Here is a 25,395-nt window from a genome sequence, read left to right on the forward strand (position 1 = left end):
TTTCAAAAACACGAGAGGACATCCATGAGACTGATTCTGCTCGGCGCTCCCGGCGCCGGTAAGGGCACGCAGGCCGCCTTCATCTGCCAGAAATTCGGCATTCCGCAAATCTCGACGGGCGACATGCTGCGCGCCGCCGTCAAGGCCGGCACGCCGCTGGGGCAGCAGGCCAAGGCCGTCATGGACGCGGGCCAACTCGTGAGCGACGACCTGATCATCAACCTCGTGAAGGAGCGCATCGCTGAAGCAGACTGCGCCAAGGGCTTCCTGTTCGACGGCTTCCCGCGCACCATCCCCCAGGCCGACGCCATGAAGGCCGCCGGCGTCAAGCTGGACTACGTGCTGGAGATCGACGTGCCGTTCGACGCCATCATCGAGCGCATGAGCGGGCGCCGCTCGCACCCCGCCTCGGGCCGCACCTACCACGTCAAGTTCAACCCGCCCAAGGTGGAAGGCAAGGACGACGTGACCGGCGAGCCCCTGGTGCAGCGCGACGACGACAAGGAAGAAACCGTCAAGAAGCGCCTGCAGGTCTACAGCGACCAGACGCGCCCGCTGGTGGACTACTACTCCAGTTGGGCCAAGGCCGACCCCGCCAATGCGCCCAAGTACCGCGCCATCAACGGCACGGGCAGCGTGGAGGAGATCACCGAGCGCGCCCTCGCCGCCCTGTCCAGCTGACCGCCCCCTCCGGGCGCATGACGGAAGCCCCGCGCTGCGGGGCTTCTTGCTTTAGAGCGTATTCAAAGCCACTTATGGCGAGCGCATCAGCTCCAGCATCAGGCTGATCCGCGCCTTCACCGGGCTCAGGCCGTCCGCACCTTGCCAGGGCGCATCGTACACGTCCAGCATGCGCCCCTGCGGGCAGCGCAAGGCCACGCGCACCGCGACGCCTGCGGCCACTGCGCGCGCAAGGGCCGCCTCCAGTGCCTTGTGCAGCGTGCCGTTGCCCGTGGCCGCGGCCACGATGCCCCGGGCGCCCTTCTCCACCAGCCAGTCCACCAGGGCGCCGTCGGCGCCCGCATGGCTCGTCACGATCTCCACGCGCGGCCAGGCGGTGGCGCCCAGGGCAGGCAGCAGCGCGGCATGGGACGGCGGCTGCGCCAGCGGGGCGCGCCCATGCGCCCAGCGCACCTGGCCCGCCTCCACCCAGCCCAGGGGCCCGCCGTCGCCCGACGCGAACGCGTCCAGCCGCAGCGGATGCACCTTGCCCACCTCGCGCGCGCCGTGCACCACGCCCGCTGCCACCACCAGCACGCCACGCGCCGACGGGTCTGCGGCCAGGGTCACCGCATCGAGCAGGTTCTGCGGCCCATCGGGCACGAGCGCCGTGGCCGGGCGCATGGCGCAGGTCAACACCACGGGCTTGGCCGCGTCGAGCAGCTCGTGCAGCAGCCAGGCCGTCTCCTCCAGCGTGTCCGTGCCATGCGTGACGACGATGCCAGCCACGGCCGGATCGGCCAGGTGCGCGGCACAGCGCTGCGCCAGGCGCGCCCAGACATCCGCATCCATGTCCTTGCTGTCGATCTGCGCTACCTGCTCGGCCTCCAGCACGCCCCCGGCGGCCTGCGCCAGGCCGGGCACGGCGGCCAGCAGCTGCCGCACGCCGATCTGCGCCGCCGTGTAGCCCACGCTGGCGCCGGCCACGCTGGACGTGCCGGCAATCGTGCCCCCGGTGCCCAGCACCACGATTTTTCTTGTAGCAGCCACTTGCATCCTTTTAGAAACTGTTCAAAAATACAGGTACTGGATTAAAAAACAGTTACCCGCCACCCAACCGCATCGGACTCGCACCATGCTCGACAGCCCCAAGCTCACCGCCCGCCAGCAGCAGATCCTGGATCTGATCCAGACCGCCATCGCGCGCACCGGCGCGCCCCCCACGCGCGCCGAGATCGCGGCCGAGCTGGGCTTCAAGTCCGCCAACGCGGCCGAGGAGCACCTGCAGGCCCTGGCGCGCAAGGGCGTCATCGAGCTGGTGAGCGGCACCTCGCGCGGCATCCGCCTGTGCGGCGAGACCGTGCGCAACATCAACGCCGTGCGCGGCACGCAGTTCAGCCTGCCGATCCCGGGCCTGTCGCAGCTCACGCTGCCGCTGATCGGCCGCGTCGCCGCGGGTTCGCCGATTCTCGCGCAGGAGCATGTGGACCAGACCTACACGGTCGAAGGCAGCCTGTTCGCACACAAGCCCGACTACCTGCTCAAGGTGCGCGGCATGTCCATGCGCGACGCGGGCATCATGGACGGCGACCTGCTGGCCGTGCAGGCCACGCGCGAGGCGCGCAGCGGCCAGATCATCGTGGCCCGCCTGGGCGACGACGTCACCGTCAAGCGCCTGCGCCGCACCGGCAGCGCCATCGAGCTGCTGCCCGAGAACCCCGACTATCCCGTGATCCGCGTCGAGCCCGGCGAGCCCTTCGAGATCGAGGGCCTGGCCGTGGGCCTGATCCGCAACACCATGCTCATGTAGCGTGCACCGGCGCCGCCGCAGGTGGCGGGCGTCTGGCATGCGGCGGCGCGGGCATTGCGCCGGCCGCCCCATGCCAACCCCGCGGATGCGCGCCTTCCTCCTGGCAATCCCGCCTGTGTTCCACCTCCATGCCCTGGCATGCCGGAGTCTTCACATGGGAATCGCCCTCTTCGCTCTCTCCTCGCTCTGCCAACCCCTGCGCCGCATCGCCGGCTCCATGCGCCCGCGCCCCGCGCAGGCCGCGCACCACGGCCTGCCGGGCCACGCGCACGCCATCTACCCGGCCGGCGCACGCGCCAGCAACGACCCGCAGTGCGCGGCCATCAGCGGCCATGGGGTCCCACCAGCCACGGCCGCCAGCGCGGCGCGAGCCCCGGCACCGGCATCGCGCCCCCTGCGCGTGATCCTGAACCGCCACGAGGGCACGGCCTGCCGGCTCGTGATCTCGGGGCGCATGGCCGATGTGTGCGCGGAACTGGACCGCCTGGTCCTGCATTGAGCGGGGGTCAGGACACCAGCTGGAACCACACCTTGTCCAGCCGCTTGGCGCTGACAGGGTACGGCGTGCGCAGCTCCTGCGCGAAGAAGCTCACGCGCAGTTCCTCCAGCATCCAGCGGTATTCCTGCATGCGCGCGTCCTGCTGGCCCTTGCGCTCGGCCATCAGGCGCCAGTAGCGCTGCTCCAGCGGCTGCAGCTCCTTCATCCTGGCGGCGTCGCGCGCCGGGTCGGCGCGGTATTTGTCCAGGCGCACGGTGATCACCTTCAGGTAGCGCGCAAAGTGCTGCAGCTGCGCCCAGGGGGCCTGGGCGATGAAGTCCCTGGGCATCAGGATCTTCAGCTGCCGGGCCGCGTCCTGCGTGGCCTCGGGGGCGTTCTTCGTGTCCTTGATTTTGCGCTGGGCGCTGGCGTATTCCTGCAGGATCACGCCGGCCAGGCGCGCCACCTCGTTGGCGATCAGGGTCAGGCGGCCGCGCCCGTCCTGCACGCGCTGCCTGAACTGCGCCTCGTCCACGGGCAAGGGCTCCTGCAGGAAGGCGCGGTCCATGGCGACGTCGATGATCTGCGCGCGCAACTCTTCCTGCGTGCCCAGGGGCATGTAGGCCACGGCCATCCTCTGCAGGTCGGGGATGTTCTTTTCCAGGTACTTGAGCGCGTCCCGGATCGTGAGGGCGAACAGGCGTCGCAGCCCCAGGCGGTGGCGTGCGGCGGCCACCTCGGGCTCGTCGAAGACCTCGATGGTCACGGCGTCGCCCTGGTCGATCAGGGCCGGGAAGCCGATGAGGGTCTGGCCACCCTGCCGGATCTCCATAAGCTCGGGCAGCTCGCCGAAGTCCCAGGCAGTGTGGCGCCGACCCTGCGGGTGGGCGGGCGGCGCTTTCTTTTCAGGAGCGCCTAGCGCTTGTCCATCCTTTATTTCAGGCTGTTTTTTATCCGATTGTGGCTTGGTCTCAGCGCTGCCAGCTATCTTTAACGAAGCAAGCGCCTGGAAGGCCCCGCGCGCCTTGCCACCCCATTCGGCCTTGAGCGCGGCGAGGTTGCGCCCCTGGCCGAGCTGGCGGCCGTGCTCGTCGGTGATGCGCAGGTTCATGAACAGGTGGGGGCTGAGCATGTCGAGCTTGAAGTCGGCGCGCTTCACGTCGAGCGATGTCTCGTCGCGCACCTGCTTCAGCAGCACGTCCACCAGCCCGCCCTGGTTCCAGCGTTCCTCCTGGATGAAGATCTGCGCCAGCCGCTCGGCGTGTTCCGGCAGGGGCACGAAGCGGCTGCGCGGGCGCTGCGGCAGGCTCTTGAGCAGCGCCTGGATCTTTTCCTTGAGCATGCCGGGCACCAGCCATTCGGCGCGCTCCTCGCTGACCTGGTTGAGCACGAACAGCGGCACCGTCACGGTGATGCCGTCGCGCGCGTCGCCCGGGCTGTGCAGGTAGCTGGCCGAGCAGTCCGCGCCGCCGAGCTTCACGGTCTTGGGGAACTTGTCGGTGGTGATGCCCGCGGCCTCGTGGCGCATGAGCTCGTCGCGCGACAGCACCAGCAGGCCCGGCTGCTCCTTGCCGGCGGGGCGGAACCACTTGTCGAAGGTCGCGCCGCTGTAGACCCCCTCGGGGATGTGCTGGTCGTAGAAGGCGTAGATCAGGTCGTCGTCCACGAGCACGTCCTGGCGCCGGCTCTTGTGCTCCAGGTCCTCGACCTTGCGTATGGTCCTGAGGTTGGCCGCGAGGAAGGGCCAACGCGTCTCCCACTCGCCCTCGACCAGGGCGCGGCGGATGAACATCTGCCGCGCCTCCACCGGATCGACGCGGCCATAGCTCACGCCCCGGTTGTTGTAGACCACCAGGCCGTAGAGCGTGGCGCGCTCGTAGGCGACCACGTCGGCCTGCTTCTTGGACCAGTGCGGATCGAGCAGCTGCTTCCTCAAGAGATGGCCGCCGACTTCCTCCAGCCACTGCGGTTCGATGGCGGCGATGCCGCGCCCGTACAGGCGTGAGGTCTCCACCTGTTCGGCGGCGACGATCCAGCGTCCCGGCTTCTTCGACAGGTGCGCGCCCGGGTGCGGGTGGAACCGGATGCCGTGCGCGCCCAGGTAGGCCTCGCTCTCCTCGCCCTTGAAGCCGATGTTGCCCAGCAGGCCCGAGAGCATGGACAGGTGAATGGCCTCGTAGCCGGCGGGCTGGGCGTTGGGCTGCCACTGGTGCTCCCTGACCACGGTCAGCAGCTGCGAATGGATGTCGCGCCACTCGCGCACGCGGCGGATGTTCAAGAAGTTCTGGCGCAGCAGCTGCTCCCACTGGCGGTTGCTGAGCTTGTGCGTGTCGCCGCTGCCCTCTCCCGCCTGCGGGAGAGGGTGCGCCCCGGCCCTTTTACCGACCGGAAGGAACGCCTGGTTGCGCGCGGGCGCCGCGCCCGCTGCCTGCGCCGCCATCTCCTTGCGGCTCGTCGCCACCGCCTTGCCGCCGCGCGCGTCCGCGAGCCAGTGCCACAGCCGCAGGTAGCCGGAGAACTCGCTCTTCTCGTCGTCGAACTTCGCGTGCGCCTGGTCGGCCTGGGCCTGCGCCTCCAGGGGCCGGTCGCGCACGTCCTGCACCGACAGGGCCGAGGCGATCACCAGCACCTCGGACAGCGCGCCGCGCGCGCGCGCCTCGACGATCATGCGGCCCACGCGCGGGTCCAGCGGCAGGCGCGAGAGCTCCTTGCCCATGGGCAGCAGGTTGCCGCGCTCGTCGACCGCGCCCAGCTCCTGCAGGAGCTGGTAGCCGTCGGCGATGGCGCGGCCCGAGGGCGCTTCGAGGAAGGGGAAGTTCACCACGTCGCCCAGGCCCAGGCTCTTCATGCGCAGGATGACGCCGGCGAGCGAGCTGCGCAGGATCTCGGGGTCGGTGAAGCGGTCGCGCTGGTTGAAGTCCTCCTCGCCATACAGGCGTATGCAGATACCGTTGGCCACGCGCCCGCAGCGCCCCGCGCGCTGGTTGGCCGCCGCCTGGCTGATGGGCTCGACCAGCAGCTGCTCCACCTTGCTACGGAATGAATAGCGCTTGACGCGCGCCGTTCCTGCGTCGATGACGTATCTGATGCCCGGCACGGTGAGCGAGGTCTCGGCCACGTTGGTGGCCAGCACGATGCGCCGCCCCGTGTGGCTGTCGAAGATGCGGTCCTGCTCGGCCTGCGACAGGCGCGAGAACAGCGGCAGCACCTCGCTGTTCCTGAGCACGGGCGAATGCTGCAGGTGCTTGCGCAGGTGGTCCGCCGCCTCGCGGATCTCGCGCTCGCCGGGCAGGAAGACGAGGATGTCGCCCCCCGCCCCGCCCCGCCAGAGCTCGTCCACGCCATCGGCGATCGCGTCGTCGAGATCGAAGTCCTTCTTCTCCTCGAAGGGCTTGTAGCGCACCTCCACCGGGTAGGTGCGGCCCGAGACCATGATGACCGGCGCCGGGCCGCCCTTGCCCTCGAAATGCCGGGCGAAGCGCTCGGCGTCAATGGTGGCCGAGGTGACCACCACCTTGAGGTCCGGTCGCTGCGGCAGGATCTGCTTGAGGTAGCCGAGCAGAAAGTCGATGTTCAGGCTGCGCTCGTGCGCCTCGTCGATGATCAGCGTGTCGTAGGCCTTCAGCAGCGGGTCGGTCTGCGTTTCCGCCAGCAGGATGCCGTCGGTCATCAGCTTGACCGAGGCGCCCTTTTGCAGGTTGTCGTGGAAGCGCACCTTGTAGCCCACCACCTCGCCCAGCGGCGTGTTCAGCTCCTCGGCGATGCGCTTGGCCACGCTGCTGGCCGCGATGCGCCGGGGCTGGGTATGACCGATCAACCGGCCCCTGCTGCCCTCGGGCGCGTTGCAGCGCCCGCGCCCCAGCGCCAGGGCGATCTTGGGCAGCTGCGTGGTCTTGCCCGAGCCGGTCTCGCCGCAGACGATGACGACCTGGTGCTCGCCCATGGCCGCCATGATGTCGAAGCGGCGGGCACTGACGGGAAGGGACTCGGGGAAGGTGATCGAAAGCATAGGGGCGGCGATTATCCCAGTCCCGGGCGCGGCGTTCTCGCCAGCGCGTCCGGCATCAATCCATGCGGACGCGCGCCCCCTCCTCCATCGCCACCCACGTCGCCGTGCCCAGGCCGCCCGCGCCGGCAATGCAGGCCAGGCCGCGCAGCGCGCCGGCCGCCCGGCGCCGCCGCTCTGCATTGAGCTGCGCGAGCACGCGCACCAGGGCGATCGCACCCGATGCGCCTATGGGGTGGCCGCGCGCCAGGCCGCCGCCGCCGCGGTTGACGGCCCCGGGGGGCAGGCCCAGGGCGCTGCAGAAGGCCAGCCCCTGGGCGGCAAAGGCGTCGTGCAGTTCCAGCGCGTCCAGCGCGTCGAGGCGCCAGCCGCTGCGCTCCTGCGCGGCGCGCGCGGCGTCGATGGCGCACAGCATGGGCGCCTCGGGCGCGCCGCCCACGCTGGCGCTGCCGCACCAGTGCGCGCGCGGCCGCAGGCCCCAGCGCGCGCAGGCCGCCGGCGTGGCCAGCAGCAGCAAGGCCGCGCCGTCGGCCCTGGGCGACACGGCCGCGGTGCCCAGGCCGCAGTCGGTGCCGTCCTGCGCCTGGCCGGCCGCCACGGCGGGCATGCGCGCCAGGCGCGCAGCGGTCATCGTGCGGGGATAGGCGTCGTACGCCAGGCCGCACAGGGGCACGATCTCGGCCACCATCCCGCCGCGCGCGGCCACGGCGCGTGCATGGCTGGCCAGGGCGTAGGCATCCTGCGCGCCGCGCGAAAGGCGCAGGCGCCGCGCGGCGTCGAGCGCGGCCTGCAGCATGTCGGGGTCGCGCTCGGGCCAGGGCGTGAACGCCGGGCTCTCATAGGCCACCGGCGCGGCGCCGGCCTGCACGGGCCGGTGCATGCGCAGGGGCGCGCGGCTCCAGGCCTCGGCGCCGCCGGCGACCACCACCTGGGCCTGTCCCAGGGCCAGCAGGCCGCAGGCATGGGTGACGGCATCCAGGCCCGCGCAGCATTGGCTGTCCAGCGTCACCGCGGGAATGCGCTCGCCCAGGCCGGCAGCCAGCGCCAGCACGCGCGCAGGGTTGCCGCCCGCGCCCAGGGCATTGCCCAGCACCACCGCGTCCACGGCCCGGGCCGGCAGCCCGGCATCGGCCAGCAGGCGCTCCACCAGCGGGGCCGCGAGCTGGTGCGGCTGGCAAGCCGCCAGCGCGCCGCCCACGGGCGCCACCGGCGTGCGCGCCCAGGCCAGAATGGGCACGGGCGCGACGTTCATCGCCAGGGCTCCAGCAGGGGCGACGCACCCGCCAGCGCGCGGCCCAGGGCCGCATGGTCGGTCTTGCCGCTGGCCGTCTGCGGCCAGCCGCCCGTGCACACCCACCAGTGGCGCGGCGTCTTGAAGGGCTCCAGCGCGGCACGGCACCAGGCGGCCAGCTGCTGCGCGCCGGGCGGCGGCGCGTCGCCCTGCCACTGCAGCACGGCATGCACGCTGGTGCCGCGCAGGTCGTCGGCCACGCCCTGCAGGCTGGCCTGGGCCACCCGGGGGTGGGCCAGCAGGCGCGCCTCCACCTCTTCGGGGAACAGGTTCTTGCCCTGCGTGACCAGCATGCGGTTCTCGCGCCCGCACAGGTGCAGCAGCCCGCCATCGTCCAGGTAGCCCATATCGCGCACCGACAGCCACTCGCCCGCGCGCAGCGCGGCGGTGGCGTCGGCCTGGTCCGCATAGCCCATGAACAGCATGGGGCTGCGCACCCAGATCAGCCCCGGCGTGCCCCGCGCCAGCGCGGGGGCGTGCGGGTGCGGGCCTATGTGCAGGTCCACGTTGCTGAAGGGCCGGCCCACGGCCTGGGCGGGCGCCACGGGGTCGGCGTCCATCCAGGCGATGTAGCTGGCCTCGGACGCGCCGTAGAACTCCACGATGCGCGCGCGCGGGAACAGGCGGCGCAGCGCGGGCGTGCGCTCGCGCAGCCAGCGCGCTCCGCTGATGAGCACCAGCTCCACCCCCTCGATGGGTGCGAGCCGGCGGCGCCCGGCCCACTGCAGCATCAGCACGAGCTGGCTGGGCACGGCCACCAGCAGGGGCGCGGCGCCCGACTGCAGCGCGGCCAGCGCGCGCGGGGCGGAAAAGCGCTCCTGCAGCACCGCGCCCGCACCGGTCCACAGCCCCAGCAGCGCGCCGAACAGGAACAGCGAATGCGACATGCGCCCCGGCGCCAGCACGCGCGCGGCGGCGGCGGGGCCGAAGTCCTGCAGGCTGACGCGAAAGCTCTCGGCCCACGAGCGATGGTGGCGCACGAAGCCCTTGGGCAGGCCCGTGCTGCCCGAGGTGAAGCCCACGTAGAACGGCGACTGCGGCGTGGCCGCCGCCACCGCGCCCGGGCAGGCGGGCAGCCGCCGGGCAACGGCCTGGGCCACGCTGGCCGGCCACTGGGCATCGCCCATGGCGGCGCAGCGCCCGCTGGCGACCACGCCCAGGAAGGCCACCACGCCGTCCAGGGTGCCTGCCTCGCCGCCGAGCAGCACGGTCGCGGGCGCGCCCTCGGCATCGAGCTGGCGGGCGCGGGCCTGCACCCGCGCATGCAGTTCGGCAAAGCCGAGTTGCCGCCGCTCATTCGCCAGCGCCAGGGCCTGGGGCCTCGTGCGCGCCCAGTGCGCCAGCGGCCCGTGCACCCATTCGAACAGGGGCGGCAGCGGGCCGCCGGCCAGCAGCTGCCGCACGGGCGCGCCGGGCGCGGGGGCCACGCTCAACGCTCGCGCCCGCCGAACGGCCAGTCCGGCAGCGCCCTGGCCACGGTGTGCACCACCACGGCGCACAGCACGCACTTGACCAGGTCGCCGGGTACGAAGACCAGGTCGGCCAGCAGGGCCTTGTCCAGCGGCATCTGCGCCAGCAGCACCAGACCCGCGATGCCCATGGCATGCAGGAACACCAGGCCGCCCAGCACCGACGCGGCGAAGGCGCTCGCCGCCGTGCGCAGCGGCGTGCCCTGGGGCAGCAGGCGCATCAGCGCGCCCGTCACCCCCGCTGCCAGCGCATAGCCCACCAGGTAGCCTGCCGAGGGCGCCATGAACACCCCCAGGCCGCCGCGCCCGCCAGCCAGCAGGGGCAGGCCCGCCGCCACCGCCGCCAGGAACAGCAGCATGGCCTGAAAGCCCCGGCGCGCGCCCAGCAGGCAGCCTGCGAGCATGACACCCAGCGACTGCAGCGTGATGGGCACGCCCAGCGGCAGGTCGATCTTGGGGATCAGCCCCATCACGGCCATGAGGGCGGCGAACAGCGCCACCAGCGCCATGGAATGGGAAGCCTTGCGGGATACGGCGGTAGTCATGGAACGTCCTTGGGTCCAGAGTGAAAAAACGGGGAGTTCAGCCGCCCAGGCGGGCGTAGAGGGCATCGGCCACGCGCTGCGCGCGCTGCAGCATCTGCACGGTAAGCGGCGCGATCAGTCGCAGCCCGCCGGGGCGGCCGGTGCGCAGGCGGTGGGCTTCGTCCAGCCGCTTCCACTGCACGAAGAAATGCTCGGTGAAGCGCAGCATCAGGGCGAGCTGCAGCGACACGCGCCCGGGCTGCAGGCCCAGGCGCGCCAGGGGCGCGAGCAGCGCATCGAGCACCAGAAGCAGGTCCGTGGGCCGCGTGCTCACGGTGAGCGCCACGCCCAGCGTGGAGGCGCAGGCCAGGCGCAGGGCGCTCACGGCCGCCATGTCGGGCCGGCCCATCCACAGGTGGAAGACCGCCACGAGCAGCGCCGCCGCCAGCACCGACACCATGAGCCGCCGCGCGACGCGCGTGGCCAGCCCCAGGCTGCGCCACAGCAGCGTGCAAGCCAGCGCCGCCAGCGCCAGCGCCCAGGGGGCCGACAGCAGGAACAGCAGCGTGCCCAGCAGCGCCATGCAGGCCAGCTTGCGGCCCGCACTCCAGCGGTGCAGCCAGGTGAGGTGTTCGCTGTAGAGACTGCCCATGAAGCCCTGCCCTGCCGTTCACGCAGCCACGCGCATGCCTGCGCGCGCGCCCCGGGCATCGGCCAGCTCGCGCGCCACGGCCGTCTCGTAGGCGGCGCACACCTCGCGCCCCGGCCCGTCGGCGCGCACATGGCCCTCGTGCAGCCAGATCACGCGCCCATAGTCGCGCACATGGTCCAGCACATGGGTGGACACCACCACCTGCCGGTCGCAGGCGGCGATATCGTCCGCCAGCCGGGCCTGCCCCGGCAGGTCCAGGCTGGCGAAGGGCTCGTCGAGCAGCAGCGTGCGCGGCCCGGCCAGCAGCAGGGCCAGCCAGCACAGCTGCTGGCGCTGGCCCTGGCTCAGGGCGCCCACGGCGCGCGCGGCCCAGCCGGCAAGACCGCGCCCGGCCAGGAAGTCGCGGGCGCGCGCCAGCGCCTCGCGCCGCGGCAGCCCCAGCGGCGCAAGGCCCAGGGCGAGCTCCTCCTCCACCGTGGGGAAGACGATCTGGTCGTCGGGGTTCTGGAACATCATGCCCACGCGCTGGGCGCGCAGCCGTCCCTGCGGCAACGCCTGCAAGTCCTGCCCCTGCGACAGCACCTGGCCGCTGCCCGGCAGCTCCAGCGCGCACAACAGGCGCAGCAGACTGGACTTGCCCGCGCCGTTGTGGCCGATCAGACCGATGCGCGGCTCTGCCAGCGCCAGGCTCAGGCCGGCGAACACCTGCGTTGCGCCCCGGCGCAGGTGCACCTGGCGCAGCTCCAGCAGGGGAGCGGCGGCCGAGGAGGCATTAAGGGCGGTCAGGGGCATTCGGCAGGTCTGGCGAAGTGGTCGTGCGGCAAATTCTAACCACCTAAAAATCCGACAACACACGCTCAAATAAACACTTCTTCAGTTAATTTCATTTATCTTTCATTCAAAACACGCTGCCAAATGCGCGCAACCGGCATCTAAAATCGGCGTCACTTCATGCCACTTGGCGACAGCTGGCGCCAGATGAGTGAAGTCCACCGCTTCTTGCAGGCATCTTCCGTCTTCGGTGCGCAAAATGTGCCACACATCGCGCGGCGCCATGAACCGCCCCTGCTTGCACCCAGCAACCGGTCCGTGCGCCGAGTGATCAAAATTTACGCAGCGGCAATGCTCTCTTTACAGTGCAGGCGTATCGTGCAAAAGATCGGCCTTGCGCTCTCCCACACGGCCCGTCGAGGGCGCAGTCCGACGGACGAGGAGCACGGACATGTCTGCACCTTCTTCACCTCGCGCCCGCGCGCTGCGCTGGTTGCTCGCAGGCGCCGCCATCCTGCTGGGTCCGGGCACGGCCTTGGCGCAGCACGGTGGCCATGGTGGCCATGGCGGCGGCCACCCCCATGGCAGCTTCCCTCACGGCAGCCATTGGGACGGCGGGCACATCCATGGCGGGGGCAGCTACCGGCTGGGCCCGGGCCGATGGGCGTACCGGCCAGGCCATGCCGTGCACGGCTTCAGCCGGCCGGACTTCGTGCGCTGGAGCGGTGGCCACTGGCGCCAGACCTGCTGGGGCGGACGCTGCGGCTGGTGGTGGTTCACCGGGGGCCTGTGGTACTTCTATGCCGCGCCTGTCTATCCGTACCCGCCGGTGGTGTCGTCCATCACATACGTGCCGCCGGTCTACGCTCCGGCGGCCACGCCGGGGCCAGCCAGCCTGGCGCCGCAGCCGACGTTCTCGTACTACTGCGACGACCCGCCGGGCTATTACCCCGCGGTGCCGCAATGCAGAACGCCGTGGCACGAGTCCGTGACGCCGGTGGAGCCGCCGCCACCGGCGGACAAGCCGTGACCGGCGGGCGGTTCGTTTTTCTTGTTCTCCCACCGGGTTGACGATCATGAAGCCTACTTCCTCACCTCTGCTGGCCCTGGCGCTCTCCTGCACGCTGGCGCTCGTGGGTTGCGCGACGCAGCCCATGGGCCCGACGGTGCTCGTCATGCCCGCGCCGACCAAGCCGTTCGAAGTGTTCCAGCAAGACCAGGCGATGTGCATGCAGTACGCGCAGTCCATGGTCGGCGGCCAGGCCCATGCGGCCAACGACCGCGCCGTAGGGTCGGCCGCCGTCGGCGCCGTGCTCGGCGGCGTGCTGGGCGCGGCCGTGGGCAACCACCAGGGCGCGGGCATCGGCGCCGCCAGCGGCGCGATCGTGGGCACCGGCGTCGCCGGCCCCAGCACGGCTTATTCGCAGGGGATGATCCAGTACCAATACAACAACGCCTACACCCAGTGCATGTATGCGCGCGGTAACCAGGTGCCGGGGTTCACGCGGTAACGTGAAGCGGCCACACCCCGCGGCAAGGTCTGGCTTGGCGGCACAATACGGCCATGAGATTCCTGCACACCATGCTGCGCGTTGGCGACCTCCAGCGCTCCATCGACTTCTACACCCGGGTGCTGGGCATGCAGTTGCTGCGCACCTCCGAGAACCCCGAGTACAAGTACTCACTGGCTTTCCTCGGCTTTGAGGGCGGCAACCCCAGCCAGGCCGAGATCGAGCTGACCTACAACTGGGGCGTCGACCACTACGAAATGGGCACGGCCTACGGCCACATCGCCCTGGGCGTGCCCGATGCCTACGCGGCCTGCGAGAAGATCAAGGCCGCCGGCGGCACCGTGACGCGCGAGGCGGGTCCGGTCAAGGGCGGCACGACGGTGATCGCCTTCGTGACCGACCCCGACGGCTACAAGATCGAATTAATACAAGCAAAATCAACAGCTTACGAAGACAGCCGCCATTCAGCCGCCAAAAACGTCGATCCACTGCGCAGCGCGTAGCGGATGAACAACAAGAAGCCCGCGTAAGCGGGCTTCTGTTTGTGCAGCGATGGAAGATTCCTACGATGTCGTACGGCTGCCATCACACCTACGCTCACCTGCGCCGAAGCAGGTTCTCCACGCAGCTTTCGTGCGGCATCGTTGCGCTACATGACAAGGGACAACCCACGTGCCGCACGCACCTTCTGACTTTTACCGGACGCGCTTGGCTGGCCTGCACCAACAACTGCAGAATAGCCCGATCGCGCGCACCTACCTCACCGGCACAGGCATACGCTTCGATGGCGTGGACCTGATGCCCGACGACCAGTTCGAACTACCGTTCGGCAGCTTCTCCACAGTGGAGTTCGCCCATCTGTTCTCCGTATTCGACGGCAGCCGCGTGCATCAGCAGGTCGCCAAGGAACCCGTGCGGGATGCCCCGCCCGGCCTCTACTTCACGGTGGTCAACAACCACGTTATCCAGAGTCCGCACAAGAATCGGCTGGGCATCTACACCGACCAGAGAGGCGAAGCCGACCTCTTCATCGATGGCCTGCACGTCGATCACTACTTCCTGAACGAGCACCAGACCCCGCCCACGCTCGGCACCATCGCGTTCGCTCTGTGCGCGATCGCCGCGCACCTCGCTGGGCTCTCCCAGGTATCCCTGGTGGCCGCAGGAGGTCGCGGATTCGGCGACCAGTATGTGGGCTACAAGGTCTGGCCCAAGCTCGGCTTCGACGCACCACTGGAACCCGGCGAAGTCGCCCATGTCCTCCACCTGGCCCACTGCAGCACTGTCCAGCAGGTGCTGGCTGCCGACCCGGCGTGGTGGGAGGAACAAGGCAGCCAGCGACTGATGACCTTTGATCTGGCCGCCGACAGCACGTCCTGGCAAAAACTGCTACCCTATGTCAGTAGAAAACTCTCTCACGGGAGGCTTCCATGAGCAAGATCCACGCACCCCGCAAGCCCACTGAAACGCCGCAGAAGGCGGCGGTGGCCGGTCGCGTCTTCAAGTTGTCGCTCAAGGGTGTTCCTCCGGTCGATGCCAAGATGTGGGCGCAGATGACGGCGGCGGCGCGCACGCCGAACAAGGATCGGCGCTACCCGGAGATCGCTGAAGCGCCTGACGCCTCGATCTGACAAGCGACACTCAAGCCCGAGACCCGCCAGCGATGGCGGGTTTCTTATTTTTCCCCTCCGACATAGGGGCAGCGACGAGCGGCTCCTCCAAACGGAAACGCAGGCACCACGCCGCACATCGACCACGTCGCTGTTGCATGCGGGAGCAGATGCCCCGCGGTTGCCTTGAGGTCTCCGGAGCCTGAGCTCAACCGACACGCCCTGGCATGTCAGTCCGCCGGCGTTGCTTGACTTCAGCTGACTGGATTGGGTTGAGCAGGAACTTGTTCTGTCAGTTGCATTGCTTCACCGTCATCTACCCAGACGCGCAAGCCCACCGGCAGGGGCCGAGTGCCCAGAATGGCGAATACCAGGCCCGTGAGCTGACCCCTGGCGGCCAGCGCGTGCTCCCTTGCGAGCACCCTGTCGTCGGACGAGGGACTCGGGAATTCCTCTGGATGCGTATGCCAGAGGCCGACGCAGTGCAGGCCCCTCTCGAATTTCTTCGCTCGCTCAGTTGCCGCACGACGCGGGTCGAATTGGACCCGAGCCCACGCTGCCCACGTGGGCGTTAACAGTGTGGCTTCCTCGATGACGATGCAGTCGGACGTCAGGTCGCGGGAATAGAGCTGTCCCACTGACTCATGACTCCCTGGCCTTCGCTGGACGTGAGCGCGCAGCGTCCGCAACGCCGCCGCGCGGAACTGCAGGCACCAGAGTGCTCCCGGAAGTTTGTAGGTCAGCGTGCTCGCCGTCATCGTCGGCCCAGAACCGCTGCAAGCTCTCGGGTCGTCGTGGCACTGTCGGACTTCGAACTGGATGTGGGCACGATGAGGCGCGTATTTGCGGCGACCGGCAACGAATCGAAGAAGGCACTGGACCGCACCCACGACCACACCGTCGAGGCCTGCGACATGTCGTCCAGGATCGCAATCACGCGCTCAGCCGCGAACGCTGCCACCAACTCGATGTCGGCGGCGCCATACGGATGAAATCCGCCTGCGCATGCCTCGACCTTGATGCGCGTATCGCTGGCGGATAGGTCGCTCGCATTGACAAGTTCGTCGGCCGGGTCGGTATCGGGCCACGGAACTGCAGGCTGCGACAACACTACATGGGCGGCTGTTGATTTCCACGCAAAGCTGACCCACCATTTCCATCGAATCTTGACCCACCCTGGTTCGTGAGCTTCACGCTCACGTTGTGGATAAGTTCTTGGTCGCCTTCTCCTTCTTGGTGGTCTGTGGTGGTTGCTGTGCGGAGCTATTCTTGAACCGGTAGCTGTCATTGCCGGTCTCAAGAATATGGCAGTGATGCGTGAGCCGGTCCAGCAGCGCCGTGGTCATCTTGGCATCTCCGAACACATTGGCCCACTCGCTAAAGCTCAGGTTGGTGGTGATCACGACGCTCGTGCGCTCGTACAGCTTGGACAGCAGGTGGAACAGCAAGGCTCCTCCTGACGTGCTGAATGGCAGGTAGCCCAGTTCATCCAGGATCACCAGATCGGCATAGGCTAGGCGGTGCGCGATCTGCCCCGGCTTGCCCTGGGCCTTCTCCTCTTCCAGTGCATTGACCAGCTCCACCGTGGAGAAGAACCGCACCCTGCGGTGATGGTGCTCAATGGCTTGCACCCCGAGGGCTGTGGCGATGTGGGTCTTGCCCGTACCCGGTCCACCCACCAGCACCACGTTGTTGGCGTTCTCCAAGAATTCGCAGCGGTGCAACTGGCGTACCAATGCCTCGTTCACCTCGCTGTGGCTGAAGTCAAACCCAGCCAGGTCCCGGTACGCAGGGAACCTGGCCACCTTGAGTTGGTAGGCCACAGAGCGCACCTCCCGCTCGGCGGTCTCGGCCTTGAGCAGTTGGGACAGGATGGGCTGCGCTGCGTCGAAGGCCGGCGCACCTTGCTCAGCCAGTTCCGCAACCGCCTGGGCCATGCCGTGCATCTTGAGCTCGCGCAGCATGATCACGATGGAAGCGATGGCAGGGTCATGACGCATAGCGCACCTCCCTCAATTGGTCATAGCGCAGCACGTTGGCCTGGGGTTCCACAGACAGCTTGAGGGCCTGGGGCGAGGTGACCGGTGCTGGGGCGGGCTTACCGTCCAGCAGGCGGTGCAGCACGTTCAGGATGTGGGTCTTGCTGGCAGCCCCTGACTCCAGTGCCAACTCCACTGCAGCGAGCACAGCTTGTTCATCGTGGTGCAGCACCAGAGCCAGAACCTCCACCATCTCTCGGTCGCCGCCTGGCTGCTTCAAGAGGGCGGCCTGCAGGCGCTTGAAGGCTGCTGGCAGTTCCAGGAATGGAGCACCATTGCGCAAGGCCCCGGGCTTGCGCTGCAGCACTGCCAGGTAGTGGCGCCAGTCGTACACGGTCTGTCCCGCACCATGGTGGTTACGCTCGATCAGGCGCTGATGCTCGCACACGATCTGGCCTTCGGCGGCGACCACCAGGCGATCGGCGTAGACCCGCAGGCTCACCGGCCGATTGGCATAAGGCGCCGGCACGCTGTAGCGGTTGCGCTCGAAGTGGACGAGGCAGGTGGGTGAGACGCGTTTGGTGTGCTCCACAAAGCCATCGAAGGGCCGGGGCATTGGCATCAAGTCGTTCTTCTCCTCGGTCCAGATGTCCGCGACGGTGCCCGGCAGCTTGCCGTGCTCGATCTCGTGCCACAGCGCCACGCAGCGCTCTTCAAGCCATGCATTGAGATCGGGCAGGCTTGGGAATGGCGGCACTACCTGCCACAGGCGATGGCGGGCATCGCGCACGTTCTTCTCCACCTGGCCCTTCTCCCAGCCCGAAGCAGGATTGCAGAACTCGGCCTCGAACAGGAAGTGGCTGACCATGGCCGCAAAGCGCGCATTGACGTCGCGCTCCTTGCCACGGCGCACCCGGTCTACGGCGGTGCGCATGTTGTCGTAGATGCCACGGCGGGGCACACCGCCCAGGACTGCGAATGCATGGTTGTGGGCATCGAACAGCATCTCGTGCGTTTGCAGCGGATAGGCGCGCAGGTAGAACGCTCGGCTGTGGCTGAGCTTGAAGTGGGCTACCTGCAGCTTGGTGCGCACGCCGGCGAGAACAGCCCAGTCCTCGCTCCAGTCGAACTGGAAGGCCTCACCCGGACCGAAGGCCAGGGGAACGAAGGTGCCGCGGCCAGTGGTCTGCTGGGCCACAAGGCGCTGCTCGTGCCAGAGGCGGGCAAAGGCCGCTACGCGGTTGTAGGAGCCGCCATAACCGAGCGCCTGCAGATCCACGTACATCTGCTTGACGGTGCGGCGCTGCTTGCGGGATCGGCCAGCTTCCGTCTTGAGCCAGCCAGCGAGCTTCAAGGCGAAGGGATCGAGCTTGGATGGACTGACCCGCTTGGCATAGTGCGGCTCGGCCTCGCCTACGCGCAGGTACTTGCGGATGGTGTTGCGCGAGAGGCCCGTGCGGCGGGCTATCTCCCGGATGGACAGCTGCTCTCGCAGGGCCCAGCGCCTGATGACACTCAGTGTTGCCACGTCTATCACTCCTGGTCTCCTGCTGCTCAGCAAAGCAGCAGGTTAGGGTTAGTACGTGGGTCAGGTTTGGATGGAAATCCCGGGGGTTAGTGGGTCACTTCTGCGTGGAAATCAACAATATGGCCACCCGGCCTTGCTTTGGAGTTCCTAACCACGCCTCAAGCATGGCCGCCGCACGGTGCAGGGTGCGTTGCCGCCAGTCGTTGGGGATTGGCCTTGCCCGAGTCAGAGGGCGTGCCGTTGGAGTCGTTGTGCGGGGATGCCGAGCTGGCCATGCCTCCTTTCGGAGCTGGATCGGCCCATGGCGTTCTTGTGTTGTTGTGAATCCTGGCGGTGGCGCGGGCTTCATGTCTGCAACCTTCCAGCCCAAATAATTTCCCCTGTGCTGCGCACATTCCTCGCGGGACAAATTATTGGGGCTTGCAGGTGCTTCACTGTGTTGCGCCCGCAAGCGGTGCAGCCCGCCCGTCCCCCGCCGGTCGGATCACAACAAGGACGCGATGGGCGCGAACCTTGTTCAACCGTAAGGAGATTCATCATGGCAACCATCGGCACCTTCACCGCGGACAAAGACGGCTTCACCGGCACGCTGCGCACCCTGACTCTCAACATCAAGGCCAAGCTGGTTCCCAACAACAAGGGGGACAACGAGCACGCCCCGGATTACCGCGTGCAGGCGTCAGGCTTCGATATCGGCGCCGCGTGGAAAAAGGTCAGCAAGGCCGAACGGCCCTACGTGTCCGTGACCCTCGACGACCCTTCGTTCCCGGCAACGGTCTATGCCCGGCTGATCGAGGAGGAAGACGGCACGCACACGCTGATCTGGTCACGCAGCAGGCCCCAGGCGGCCTGACGGCCGCCCAGCGCCCCGTCCGAGCGGCGGGGCGCGGTGCTGCTTTCGCAGCACGGCATGAAGGCAACATCGTCACTGGAGCGTGGCTCGTGTCGGTCCGCTTCCAATGTTGAGACTGTGGTTGCGCGGACAGCATGGCGTGCCGGTGCTTTGCACCGCCGGGCTTTCGGGCTGGGCCCCGTGCCGGCTGCGCCGTCACGGCCATTCGGCTTCAATCCCTCACGCCTTCGCGCCTGCGGCGCTGCGCGCTTTGCTTGCCTCCAGGGGAAAGCCTTGCGGCTATCCCCGCCGCGCGGCGCTTGGCGCCCCTCGATACCGCCGAACCGGGTTGCGCCGGATCGGCCAAGCCAGCGGCTACGAGCGATCCCCTGCGAGCTGGCCTTCGGTCTGGCTCATCAGCACTGCTGTGCTGCATTCGAGCGCACCGGCGATCTTGAAGATGATCGCGAGCGTAGGCATATGCTCGCCGCGCTCGATCTTGCCCATGTGCGAACGCTCGATCCCGGCCTGGTGCGCCAGTGATTCTTGCGCAATTCCGCGCTCCATCCGCAGCGCACGCACCGCCGCGCCGAAGGCGTGAGCCAACTCGGCGTCATGGGTGGTGGAGCCAGCCGGTCGGCCGCGCTGGACGGATCGCTTCTGCATAGACAGAAGCGTCGAGTCGCAGCACAATTAAAACCACGTTATCTTTAACTCATTCGCAGCCTCGCTGCTTTGCGCTTCTACAGAAATCCACATTGCAGTTCTTGACGAAAGCGCCGATCCATGGAATCACAATCGTGCTTCTCCACAAATCCCCTGATGCGGCTTGCCACCTTCACGCCTTGGCGGATTCGTGCGACCTGAAGGAAACACCGTGAACCGGCTCACCACCGACGACGAGCGTGAGCGGTTGCTGGCCCACGGGAAGGCCCGCGCCGCTGGCAAAAACATCGACCCGATGCCTGTGGTGCGCCTATTCACGCCGGACGCGCACGTCACCTGGTTGCTGGCGGCGCTCGATCCCGCTGATGGCGACACCGCCTGGGGTCTTATCGACCTGAGTATCGGGATGCCGGCGCAAGGCACCGTCAAGCTGTCCGAGCTGGCCGGCATTGTCGGGCCGCGCCAGCAGCCTGTGATGCGTGACCTCTACTTCCGTCCCACGCGCACGCTGTCGGAATACACCCGGCTGGCCGAGCGTGATGGAGCCATCCCGGACTGAATTCGGCTTACTGTGACTTTTTCAGTCTGGTGCCATGCCGGGCGGGTCTCAATCGGGATTCTTGCGGCGTAACGGCTCCAGTCTGATCCAAATAGTCATGATGCCCAGCGCGAACTGCGGCAGGCTGGTCTGTACAGCGTCCCATGGTCGGGACACTACCGCCGCGGCAACCGCAACGCATCGGAGCCAATCGGACAACCTCATCCACCTGCTTAACCCATGACGTTTCGACGATGGCGATGTAGCGCGTAGTCCTGCCGTGGCGGCGATTCCTGTTCGCAGGAGGAAGCGTCATGGTCGATCCTCACCACGCCGCGCATTGGTATCCGACCGCTGCGTACTTGTATGTCCTTTGGCTGGATGCACTTGCACTGGCCTGGGAGTACCTGCGCAGGCATCCCGATTACCGGCTCGACTGGCGGCGTCGTGCGCGCCGCCCCGATGCTGGGCAGCGCTGGGGCTTGCGCCTGCTGGAAGACCCGGCCATGGACGCGCGCGACGCGCATCCGGCCTGGCTGCCCGGCCACGATGCCGTGGTGCAGCTCTATCCGGATGCCGATCCGCCCGTGGATGCAGAGCTTTTCGCCTTTTGGCGCATCCCCGGCCATAAGCAACTGCTGCACGACGGCAGGGGGCTGACGCTGATTGCGCGAAGCCCCGGCCATTGGCAGCGCTTCGTGCTGGCCCCTGGCCTGGAAGACGGCATGGCCGTGGCCTATGCCTATCGCGGTCGCGGGGTCACGCATGCGCCCGACACGCCCGCGCCAATGGCCCGGCCCAGGCCGCCCCCCGCCGTACTGCTGGAACTGCACACCCTGCATGCACTCGACGCCACCCTGGCGGGCGCATCCTTGCGCGAGGTCGGCGAAGGGCTGTTCGGTGCCGACGCCGTGGCCGATTGGTACAGCGACGGCGGCCTGCGCTCCAAGGTGCGCCGCCTGGTGCGGCGCGGCGATGCGCTGATGCGCGGCGGCTATCGCCGCCTAGCACAACTGCCCCCGCTTGAGAAGGGTCGTTTTGAAGGCGACGCAAAACGACCCTGAGCAGAGGGGCCTCGTTTTCTGAGACTGCCTCCATCCGGTTGCGCTGTGTGGCCGGGCGTTTTCAACCGATGGAGGTTCACACCATGCGTCCCGCTCCCTTGCGGCCTGCCGCCGCTGTCTCGACCGCTGCCGCGCAGCCCCAACGCTATCTCACCAACGACGAAGCCGCCGACTACCTGCGCCTGTCGCCGCGCACGCTGGAAAAGCAACGCGTGATCGGCGGCGGCCCGCGCTTTCGCAAGTTCGGCCGGCGCGTCATGTACGCCGTGGCCGACCTCGATGCCTGGGCCGCAGAACGCAGCTTCGAGAGCACGTCCGATCCCGAGTACGCCGAGCAGCACTTGGCCGACAGCCGTGCGCGCTGATCGGCGGCGCGCGGCAGGCCATCGCCATGTCCAGCACCGCGCTGCCGTCCCGGCAGCGGCCGTTGCAGGAGCGCGAACAGCTCGACCTGTTCCGCGCTTTGCCCGGCGACATGGCGCCGCGCGACAGCCAGGACTTGATGGCCTATCCGTTCTTCTCGCTCGGCAAGTCCAAGCGGGTCAAGCCCATCGACTTCTGCGCGGGCAACGTGATGATCTGCGTGGAAGGCACGGCCGAGCACGGCATCGCCACGATTTGGGATGCCGATGTGCTGATATGGGCGGCCTCGCAGATCGTGGAGGCGAAGGACGCAGGCCTGCGGCCGTCGCGGCTGATGCGCGCCACGCCCTACGAGATCCTGCGCTTCATCGGGCGCGGCAAGTCGCTGCGCGACTACCAGCGCCTCAAGGCCGCGCTGGATCGCCTGCAATCGACCACGGTAGCCACGTCCATCCGCGAGACGACCGGGCGGCGCCTGCACCGCTTCTCGTGGATCAACGAATGGAAGGAACTGGCCGATGCCAGCGGCACACCGCTGGGCATCGAGCTGATCCTGCCGGACTGGTTCTATGCGGGCGTGTTCGATGCGGCCCTGGTGCTGACCATCGACCCGGCGTACTTCCGGCTGACGGGTGGCATCGAGCGGTGGCTTTATCGCCTGGTGCGCAAGCACGGCGGCAGGCAGGCGCACGGCTGGCAGTTCGACTTTCGCTACCTGCACCAGAAATCGGGCAGCACCGCGAAGCCTTACGACTTCGCCTGCGACCTGCGCGCGCTGGTCGCGCGGCAGTCGCTGCCCGGCTACGTGTTGGGAATCGAGCGGATGCCGGACGACGGAACGGAATTGCTGACCTTCCGGCCCGTGCCGCAAACGGCACGGGGATAACTCCGGGAGAGCCTGTGAATGGTGTCGTGCTATCAGGCGTGCGGGGTATCGTGCTATCGGGCGTGGGACTATCGTGCTATCAGGCGTGCCGATCGGCCGCAAACCCGCGCCAGCATTGGGTTTGCGCGCCCTCTAACTTCCCTAACTTAATTTCTCTGACTTTTAGTAGGGAAACGCCGCTGCGGTGGACAACCACCATGCGGCCAGAAACGGCAGGCAATCTCAGCCACCAGCCGACAGGTTTTGCAAGCGAATCGAAGCAAGGCTTTCCAGCATGGAGGGCCACGCCATGATCGTCGCTCTGCTCAACCAAAAAGGCGGCGTGGGCAAGACCACGCTCGCGACCCACATCGCCGGCGAGCTGGCGATGCGCGGGCAGTCGGTCATCCTGCTGGATGCCGATCCGCAGGGTTCATCGCTGGACTGGACACAGCGCAGAAGCCAGCAAGGCTTGCCACGGCTGTTCAGCGCCGTGGGCCTCGCACGCGAAACACTGCACCAAGAGGCGCCAGAACTCGCCAGGCGGGCCGATCACGTCGTCATCGACGGCCCGCCCAGGATCGCCGCCTTGGCGCGCTCCGCGCTGCTGGCGGCCGAGCGCGTGCTGATCCCCGTGCAGCCCAGCCCCTACGACCTGTGGGCCAGCGCTGAGATGGTGGGGCTGATCCGCGAGGCGCAGGTGTTCCGGCCGCTGCTCGCCGCAGCCTTCGTCATCAACCGGCGCGTCAGCACCACTGTGATCGGACGCGAGGCACGCGGCGCGCTCGCCGACCAGCCGCTTCCCGCGCTGCGCGCGGAAGTGCATCAACGCATCGTGTTCGCCGACAGCGTGGCCGCTGGCCGGCTTGCACGCGAGACGGCGCCTGACAGCGCCGCCGCGCTCGAAATCACCGCCCTGGTGGATGAACTGCTGCGGTGGCCGACATGACAGCAAAGCCGCCACCGAACAGCAAACGCGCAGCAAAGCGCGTCGGCATCGGCGCGCGTCCGCCTGCGAATCCGCACGCAGAAGCGTGGATTCGGCAGGGTGACGCCGATGCGCTGGGCAAGGGCGACTTCTACACCGCCCGCCTGACCCTCGACATCACGCCCGCCATGCGGGCGCGCATCAAGGTGTCGGCCTTCACGCAAGGCGTGACGGTGGCTGACCTGCTGCGTGGTCTGCTGGAGCGCGAGTTTCCAGAACACCGCAGGGAGAACACCCCATGATTGCATCCGCTTCGTCTGCCCCCACGCCTGTTGCCTTCGCGGCTACGGCTGCGCTCGCAGCACCTTCCGGCCAGGCGGCCAACGGGCCACTGACGCGCGTGGCGCTGGCCTACATCGAACCACGCTTCAAGCTCTACCTGCGCTTCGGCGAACCCGCGCGCACGCACCAGCTCGACCGTTGGCGGCGCTGCGCGGTGTTCCTGCCGGGCGCGGTGTTCTGCCGCGTCCGCTGGCAGGCCAACGACTACGGCACGATTCGCTGGCAGCTCATGGTGATGCAGGCTTGCACGCCACTCGATGCGGCGCAGCGCATCCCCGGCGTGCAACCCGGCGCACGCCTGCTGCTCCACGCCGAGGGCGAGAACCAGGTGCGCGCCGTGCTGGAGCGCATCGACGCCATCGAGGCGCTGGGCATCGCGCCTGTCGGCGTCTCGCCGGCGTACTGGCGCACGCTCGCCAACCGGCTCGCTGCCCGCCTGCCGCTGCCCGAATACACCGCCGAGCGGCACGCCGCCTGGCTGACTGCGAGGGCACTGCCATGACCGCCGTTTCCACGACCGGCACCGCACCGCGTCCTCGCTCGCATCCCCATTCACGGTGGCGCGCTCGCCTCGTGCTGGCGGGCCTGTCCGCCTGCGGCCTCGCTGCGCTGGCCTGGGCGTCCTTCGTGCAGCCGCTGCCGCGCCTGATCTACAACCCGTCCGACAGCGTGGCGGTCGGCTGGTATCGCGTCGATCCGCTGGGTCACGGCACCGGCTCGCTGCCATATCGGCTGGAAGTGAGCAGCATCGTCCTAACCACGCTGCCGCCAGATGCCGCCGCGCTGGCTGCGCAGCGCGGCTATCTGCCAGCGCGCGTGCCGCTGCTCAAGCGCGTGGGCGCTGTGGCACCGCAGGAGGTGTGCATCGCAGACGGCAGCGTCCGCATCGACGGCGTGCCTTCGGCCGCTGTGATGCCCGCTGATCGGCTGGGCCGTCCGCTGCCGTCCTGGCAGCAGTGCCGTCGCCTTGAACCCGACGAACTGTTCCTGCTCAGTGCGACCAACCCGGCGTCGTTCGACAGCCGGTATTTCGGGCCGGTCAGCGCATCCGCCGTGATTGGCATCGCGCATCCGGTCTGGCTGGAATCCCGCCCATGAAGGCCGTCGATTCGCTGCACGTCGCCGTGCATCTCATCGTGCCATCGGGCGTGTCGTTCTGCTGTTCGTCACCGTGTCGTCGCGCGTGCAGTGCGGGAGCATTCGCACCGCACTTCGCGCTGCCTTCGGCGCAGCCGTCCAACGTGCAGACGTCTTGCCTCGTACGTGCACGGCCTGCGGCCCTCCGCGCGTCCATCTGCGCGTTCGCCGGCGCGCTGGCTGCTCACGCAGCAGCGCCGCCGGGCCGCCGCTGCCCGGAGCGACAGCGAGGGGCAAAAGCGGAAGGCAAGACAAAAGGGGACGGCACCTGTCGGCCCGCAAAGCCCGTCTGCACGTGGGGGTGGCGCGGCACGCAGCGGCTTCGCCGCCGTGCCGCGTGGGGCGCGAGGCCCGCGTCAATGCAGGCATGT

30 protein-coding genes are annotated in these 25,395 nt (G+C 68.5%); 17 read left to right on the top strand and 13 right to left on the bottom strand.

What is annotated here, in order from left to right; translation table 11 throughout:
- The first annotated feature begins 24 nt into the window (after window positions 1-24).
- Window positions 25-681, top strand: coding sequence for an adenylate kinase (gene adk, locus ALIDE2_RS14645; RefSeq protein WP_013519451.1), 657 nt, complete (start codon window positions 25-27; stop codon window positions 679-681).
- Window positions 682-753: 72 nt separating this feature from the next.
- On the opposite strand, the gene ALIDE2_RS14650 is transcribed toward adk, so the two are convergent.
- Entirely contained in the window at window positions 754-1,716 is a 963-nt protein-coding gene (locus tag ALIDE2_RS14650; protein ID WP_013722431.1) for an asparaginase, read from the bottom strand.
- A 79-nt stretch (window positions 1,717-1,795) separates the two neighbouring features.
- On the opposite strand from ALIDE2_RS14650, the gene lexA reads away from it, so the two are divergent.
- Entirely contained in the window at window positions 1,796-2,470 is a 675-nt protein-coding gene (gene lexA, locus ALIDE2_RS14655; RefSeq protein WP_013519453.1) for a transcriptional repressor LexA, read from the top strand.
- Between the two features lie 154 nt (window positions 2,471-2,624).
- Entirely contained in the window at window positions 2,625-2,969 is a 345-nt protein-coding gene (locus ALIDE2_RS14660; RefSeq protein WP_013722432.1) for a hypothetical protein, read from the top strand.
- Window positions 2,970-2,976: 7 nt separating this feature from the next.
- On the opposite strand, the gene hrpA is transcribed toward ALIDE2_RS14660, so the two are convergent.
- From hrpA to ALIDE2_RS25195, 7 genes are all read right to left on the bottom strand, one after another.
- Window positions 2,977-6,957 carry an ATP-dependent RNA helicase HrpA gene (hrpA, locus tag ALIDE2_RS14665; protein WP_013722433.1) on the bottom strand — a complete coding sequence of 1,327 codons (3,981 nt, stop codon included), beginning with the start codon at window positions 6,955-6,957 and terminating at the stop codon, window positions 2,977-2,979.
- Window positions 6,958-7,012: 55 nt separating this feature from the next.
- Window positions 7,013-8,206: a thiolase family protein gene (locus ALIDE2_RS14670; protein ID WP_013519456.1), complete on the bottom strand. Its 1,194-nt coding sequence runs from the start codon at window positions 8,204-8,206 to the stop codon at window positions 7,013-7,015.
- A complete protein-coding gene (locus ALIDE2_RS14675) occupies window positions 8,203-9,672 on the bottom strand; it encodes an AMP-binding protein (RefSeq protein ID WP_013519457.1) in 1,470 nt (489 codons plus the stop codon). The genes ALIDE2_RS14670 and ALIDE2_RS14675 overlap by 4 nt, the downstream gene beginning before the upstream one ends.
- Before the next feature lie 2 nt (window positions 9,673-9,674).
- Window positions 9,675-10,259 carry a biotin transporter BioY gene (locus tag ALIDE2_RS14680; RefSeq protein ID WP_013519458.1) on the bottom strand — a complete coding sequence of 195 codons (585 nt, stop codon included), beginning with the start codon at window positions 10,257-10,259 and terminating at the stop codon, window positions 9,675-9,677.
- Window positions 10,260-10,296: 37 nt separating this feature from the next.
- The gene (locus ALIDE2_RS14685; RefSeq protein WP_013519459.1) at window positions 10,297-10,890 is read right to left on the bottom strand and encodes a CbiQ family ECF transporter T component; all 594 of its coding nucleotides are present in this window, start codon (window positions 10,888-10,890) and stop codon (window positions 10,297-10,299) included.
- Between the two features lie 18 nt (window positions 10,891-10,908).
- The gene (locus tag ALIDE2_RS14690; RefSeq protein ID WP_013519460.1) at window positions 10,909-11,682 is read right to left on the bottom strand and encodes an energy-coupling factor ABC transporter ATP-binding protein; all 774 of its coding nucleotides are present in this window, start codon (window positions 11,680-11,682) and stop codon (window positions 10,909-10,911) included.
- A gap of 102 nt (window positions 11,683-11,784) precedes the next feature.
- On the bottom strand, window positions 11,785-11,946 hold the full coding sequence (locus ALIDE2_RS25195; protein WP_158307695.1) for a hypothetical protein: 162 nt from the start codon (window positions 11,944-11,946) through the stop codon (window positions 11,785-11,787).
- 166 nt (window positions 11,947-12,112) lie between these two features.
- Here ALIDE2_RS25195 and ALIDE2_RS14695 point away from each other — a divergent pair, with 166 nt between their 5' ends.
- The 5 genes from ALIDE2_RS14695 (at window position 12,113) to ALIDE2_RS14715 (ending at window position 14,803) form a co-directional block, all read left to right on the top strand.
- Complete coding sequence (locus tag ALIDE2_RS14695; protein WP_013722435.1) at window positions 12,113-12,691, top strand: hypothetical protein; 579 nt, start codon at window positions 12,113-12,115, stop codon at window positions 12,689-12,691.
- 46 nt (window positions 12,692-12,737) lie between these two features.
- Window positions 12,738-13,172: a YMGG-like glycine zipper-containing protein gene (locus ALIDE2_RS14700; protein WP_013519462.1), complete on the top strand. Its 435-nt coding sequence runs from the start codon at window positions 12,738-12,740 to the stop codon at window positions 13,170-13,172.
- Window positions 13,173-13,225: 53 nt separating this feature from the next.
- Window positions 13,226-13,675 carry a lactoylglutathione lyase gene (gloA, locus tag ALIDE2_RS14705; protein WP_013722436.1) on the top strand — a complete coding sequence of 150 codons (450 nt, stop codon included), beginning with the start codon at window positions 13,226-13,228 and terminating at the stop codon, window positions 13,673-13,675.
- 169 nt (window positions 13,676-13,844) lie between these two features.
- On the top strand, window positions 13,845-14,606 hold the full coding sequence (locus tag ALIDE2_RS14710) for a hypothetical protein (protein ID WP_013722437.1): 762 nt from the start codon (window positions 13,845-13,847) through the stop codon (window positions 14,604-14,606).
- The gene (locus ALIDE2_RS14715) at window positions 14,603-14,803 is read left to right on the top strand and encodes a hypothetical protein (RefSeq protein WP_013722438.1); all 201 of its coding nucleotides are present in this window, start codon (window positions 14,603-14,605) and stop codon (window positions 14,801-14,803) included. The genes ALIDE2_RS14710 and ALIDE2_RS14715 overlap by 4 nt, the downstream gene beginning before the upstream one ends.
- A gap of 233 nt (window positions 14,804-15,036) precedes the next feature.
- Here ALIDE2_RS14715 and ALIDE2_RS14720 read toward each other — a convergent pair whose 3' ends face one another.
- The 4 genes from ALIDE2_RS14720 to istA form a co-directional block, all read right to left on the bottom strand.
- The gene (locus tag ALIDE2_RS14720) at window positions 15,037-15,540 is read right to left on the bottom strand and encodes a Mov34/MPN/PAD-1 family protein (RefSeq protein ID WP_013722439.1); all 504 of its coding nucleotides are present in this window, start codon (window positions 15,538-15,540) and stop codon (window positions 15,037-15,039) included.
- Window positions 15,537-15,893: a hypothetical protein gene (locus tag ALIDE2_RS25230; RefSeq protein WP_041700984.1), complete on the bottom strand. Its 357-nt coding sequence runs from the start codon at window positions 15,891-15,893 to the stop codon at window positions 15,537-15,539. Before ALIDE2_RS25230 ends, ALIDE2_RS14720 begins: the two co-directional genes overlap by 4 nt.
- 85 nt (window positions 15,894-15,978) lie before the next feature.
- The gene (gene istB / locus ALIDE2_RS14730; RefSeq protein WP_005800888.1) at window positions 15,979-16,782 is read right to left on the bottom strand and encodes an IS21-like element ISThsp10 family helper ATPase IstB; all 804 of its coding nucleotides are present in this window, start codon (window positions 16,780-16,782) and stop codon (window positions 15,979-15,981) included.
- Window positions 16,772-18,298 (bottom strand): IS21 family transposase, encoded by a 1,527-nt coding sequence (istA, locus tag ALIDE2_RS14735; protein ID WP_013721393.1) that lies wholly within the window; start codon window positions 18,296-18,298, stop codon window positions 16,772-16,774. Before istA ends, istB begins: the two co-directional genes overlap by 11 nt.
- Window positions 18,299-18,827: 529 nt before the next feature.
- On the opposite strand from istA, the gene ALIDE2_RS14740 reads away from it, so the two are divergent.
- Complete coding sequence (locus ALIDE2_RS14740; protein WP_013722440.1) at window positions 18,828-19,142, top strand: DUF736 domain-containing protein; 315 nt, start codon at window positions 18,828-18,830, stop codon at window positions 19,140-19,142.
- A 354-nt stretch (window positions 19,143-19,496) separates the two neighbouring features.
- Here the strand turns inward: ALIDE2_RS14740 and ALIDE2_RS14745 are convergent, their stop codons facing one another.
- Window positions 19,497-19,787 (bottom strand): helix-turn-helix domain-containing protein, encoded by a 291-nt coding sequence (locus tag ALIDE2_RS14745; RefSeq protein ID WP_013722441.1) that lies wholly within the window; start codon window positions 19,785-19,787, stop codon window positions 19,497-19,499.
- Between the two features lie 211 nt (window positions 19,788-19,998).
- Here ALIDE2_RS14745 and ALIDE2_RS14750 point away from each other — a divergent pair, with 211 nt between their 5' ends.
- The 8 genes from ALIDE2_RS14750 to ALIDE2_RS14785 all read left to right on the top strand — a co-directional run bounded on the left by ALIDE2_RS14750 (window position 19,999) and on the right by ALIDE2_RS14785 (window position 24,985).
- Window positions 19,999-20,346 (top strand): DUF2958 domain-containing protein, encoded by a 348-nt coding sequence (locus ALIDE2_RS14750; protein ID WP_013722442.1) that lies wholly within the window; start codon window positions 19,999-20,001, stop codon window positions 20,344-20,346.
- A gap of 293 nt (window positions 20,347-20,639) precedes the next feature.
- Window positions 20,640-21,389, top strand: coding sequence for a DUF2285 domain-containing protein (locus ALIDE2_RS14755; protein ID WP_013722443.1), 750 nt, complete (start codon window positions 20,640-20,642; stop codon window positions 21,387-21,389).
- Window positions 21,390-21,472: 83 nt separating this feature from the next.
- Window positions 21,473-21,754, top strand: coding sequence for a helix-turn-helix transcriptional regulator (locus ALIDE2_RS14760; protein WP_013722444.1), 282 nt, complete (start codon window positions 21,473-21,475; stop codon window positions 21,752-21,754).
- Window positions 21,755-21,780: 26 nt separating this feature from the next.
- Complete coding sequence (locus tag ALIDE2_RS14765) at window positions 21,781-22,638, top strand: replication initiator protein A (RefSeq protein ID WP_013722445.1); 858 nt, start codon at window positions 21,781-21,783, stop codon at window positions 22,636-22,638.
- Window positions 22,639-22,927: 289 nt separating this feature from the next.
- Window positions 22,928-23,566 carry a ParA family partition ATPase gene (gene parA / locus ALIDE2_RS14770; protein ID WP_013722446.1) on the top strand — a complete coding sequence of 213 codons (639 nt, stop codon included), beginning with the start codon at window positions 22,928-22,930 and terminating at the stop codon, window positions 23,564-23,566.
- Entirely contained in the window at window positions 23,563-23,847 is a 285-nt protein-coding gene (locus ALIDE2_RS14775; protein WP_013722447.1) for a hypothetical protein, read from the top strand. The genes parA and ALIDE2_RS14775 overlap by 4 nt, the downstream gene beginning before the upstream one ends.
- Window positions 23,844-24,389: a DUF2840 domain-containing protein gene (locus ALIDE2_RS14780; RefSeq protein ID WP_013722448.1), complete on the top strand. Its 546-nt coding sequence runs from the start codon at window positions 23,844-23,846 to the stop codon at window positions 24,387-24,389. The genes ALIDE2_RS14775 and ALIDE2_RS14780 overlap by 4 nt, the downstream gene beginning before the upstream one ends.
- Entirely contained in the window at window positions 24,386-24,985 is a 600-nt protein-coding gene (locus tag ALIDE2_RS14785; RefSeq protein WP_013722449.1) for a S26 family signal peptidase, read from the top strand. Before ALIDE2_RS14780 ends, ALIDE2_RS14785 begins: the two co-directional genes overlap by 4 nt.
- Window positions 24,986-25,395 lie beyond the last annotated feature (410 nt).

Origin of the sequence: Alicycliphilus denitrificans K601 (genome assembly GCF_000204645.1) — a bacterium.
Lineage (GTDB): Bacteria > Pseudomonadota > Gammaproteobacteria > Burkholderiales > Burkholderiaceae_C > Alicycliphilus > Alicycliphilus denitrificans.

Excerpts from the sequence above, each read along its gene's own strand:
- adk (WP_013519451.1), top strand. The coding sequence starts at position 25 with ATGAGACTGATTCTGCTCGGCGCTCCCGGCGCCGGTAAGGGCACGCAG.
- ALIDE2_RS14650 (WP_013722431.1), bottom strand. The coding sequence starts at position 1,716 with ATGCAAGTGGCTGCTACAAGAAAAATCGTGGTGCTGGGCACCGGGGGC.
- lexA (WP_013519453.1), top strand. The coding sequence starts at position 1,796 with ATGCTCGACAGCCCCAAGCTCACCGCCCGCCAGCAGCAGATCCTGGAT.
- ALIDE2_RS14660 (WP_013722432.1), top strand. The coding sequence starts at position 2,625 with ATGGGAATCGCCCTCTTCGCTCTCTCCTCGCTCTGCCAACCCCTGCGC.
- hrpA (WP_013722433.1), bottom strand. The coding sequence starts at position 6,957 with ATGCTTTCGATCACCTTCCCCGAGTCCCTTCCCGTCAGTGCCCGCCGC.
- ALIDE2_RS14670 (WP_013519456.1), bottom strand. The coding sequence starts at position 8,206 with ATGAACGTCGCGCCCGTGCCCATTCTGGCCTGGGCGCGCACGCCGGTG.
- ALIDE2_RS14680 (WP_013519458.1), bottom strand. The coding sequence starts at position 10,259 with ATGACTACCGCCGTATCCCGCAAGGCTTCCCATTCCATGGCGCTGGTG.
- ALIDE2_RS14685 (WP_013519459.1), bottom strand. The coding sequence starts at position 10,890 with ATGGGCAGTCTCTACAGCGAACACCTCACCTGGCTGCACCGCTGGAGT.
- ALIDE2_RS14690 (WP_013519460.1), bottom strand. The coding sequence starts at position 11,682 with ATGCCCCTGACCGCCCTTAATGCCTCCTCGGCCGCCGCTCCCCTGCTG.
- ALIDE2_RS25195 (WP_158307695.1), bottom strand. The coding sequence starts at position 11,946 with ATGGCGCCGCGCGATGTGTGGCACATTTTGCGCACCGAAGACGGAAGA.
- ALIDE2_RS14695 (WP_013722435.1), top strand. The coding sequence starts at position 12,113 with ATGTCTGCACCTTCTTCACCTCGCGCCCGCGCGCTGCGCTGGTTGCTC.
- ALIDE2_RS14700 (WP_013519462.1), top strand. The coding sequence starts at position 12,738 with ATGAAGCCTACTTCCTCACCTCTGCTGGCCCTGGCGCTCTCCTGCACG.
- gloA (WP_013722436.1), top strand. The coding sequence starts at position 13,226 with ATGAGATTCCTGCACACCATGCTGCGCGTTGGCGACCTCCAGCGCTCC.
- ALIDE2_RS14715 (WP_013722438.1), top strand. The coding sequence starts at position 14,603 with ATGAGCAAGATCCACGCACCCCGCAAGCCCACTGAAACGCCGCAGAAG.
- ALIDE2_RS14720 (WP_013722439.1), bottom strand. The coding sequence starts at position 15,540 with ATGACGGCGAGCACGCTGACCTACAAACTTCCGGGAGCACTCTGGTGC.
- istB (WP_005800888.1), bottom strand. The coding sequence starts at position 16,782 with ATGCGTCATGACCCTGCCATCGCTTCCATCGTGATCATGCTGCGCGAG.
- ALIDE2_RS14740 (WP_013722440.1), top strand. The coding sequence starts at position 18,828 with ATGGCAACCATCGGCACCTTCACCGCGGACAAAGACGGCTTCACCGGC.
- ALIDE2_RS14745 (WP_013722441.1), bottom strand. The coding sequence starts at position 19,787 with ATGCAGAAGCGATCCGTCCAGCGCGGCCGACCGGCTGGCTCCACCACC.
- ALIDE2_RS14755 (WP_013722443.1), top strand. The coding sequence starts at position 20,640 with ATGGTCGATCCTCACCACGCCGCGCATTGGTATCCGACCGCTGCGTAC.
- ALIDE2_RS14760 (WP_013722444.1), top strand. The coding sequence starts at position 21,473 with ATGCGTCCCGCTCCCTTGCGGCCTGCCGCCGCTGTCTCGACCGCTGCC.
- ALIDE2_RS14765 (WP_013722445.1), top strand. The coding sequence starts at position 21,781 with ATGTCCAGCACCGCGCTGCCGTCCCGGCAGCGGCCGTTGCAGGAGCGC.
- parA (WP_013722446.1), top strand. The coding sequence starts at position 22,928 with ATGATCGTCGCTCTGCTCAACCAAAAAGGCGGCGTGGGCAAGACCACG.
- ALIDE2_RS14775 (WP_013722447.1), top strand. The coding sequence starts at position 23,563 with ATGACAGCAAAGCCGCCACCGAACAGCAAACGCGCAGCAAAGCGCGTC.
- ALIDE2_RS14780 (WP_013722448.1), top strand. The coding sequence starts at position 23,844 with ATGATTGCATCCGCTTCGTCTGCCCCCACGCCTGTTGCCTTCGCGGCT.
- ALIDE2_RS14785 (WP_013722449.1), top strand. The coding sequence starts at position 24,386 with ATGACCGCCGTTTCCACGACCGGCACCGCACCGCGTCCTCGCTCGCAT.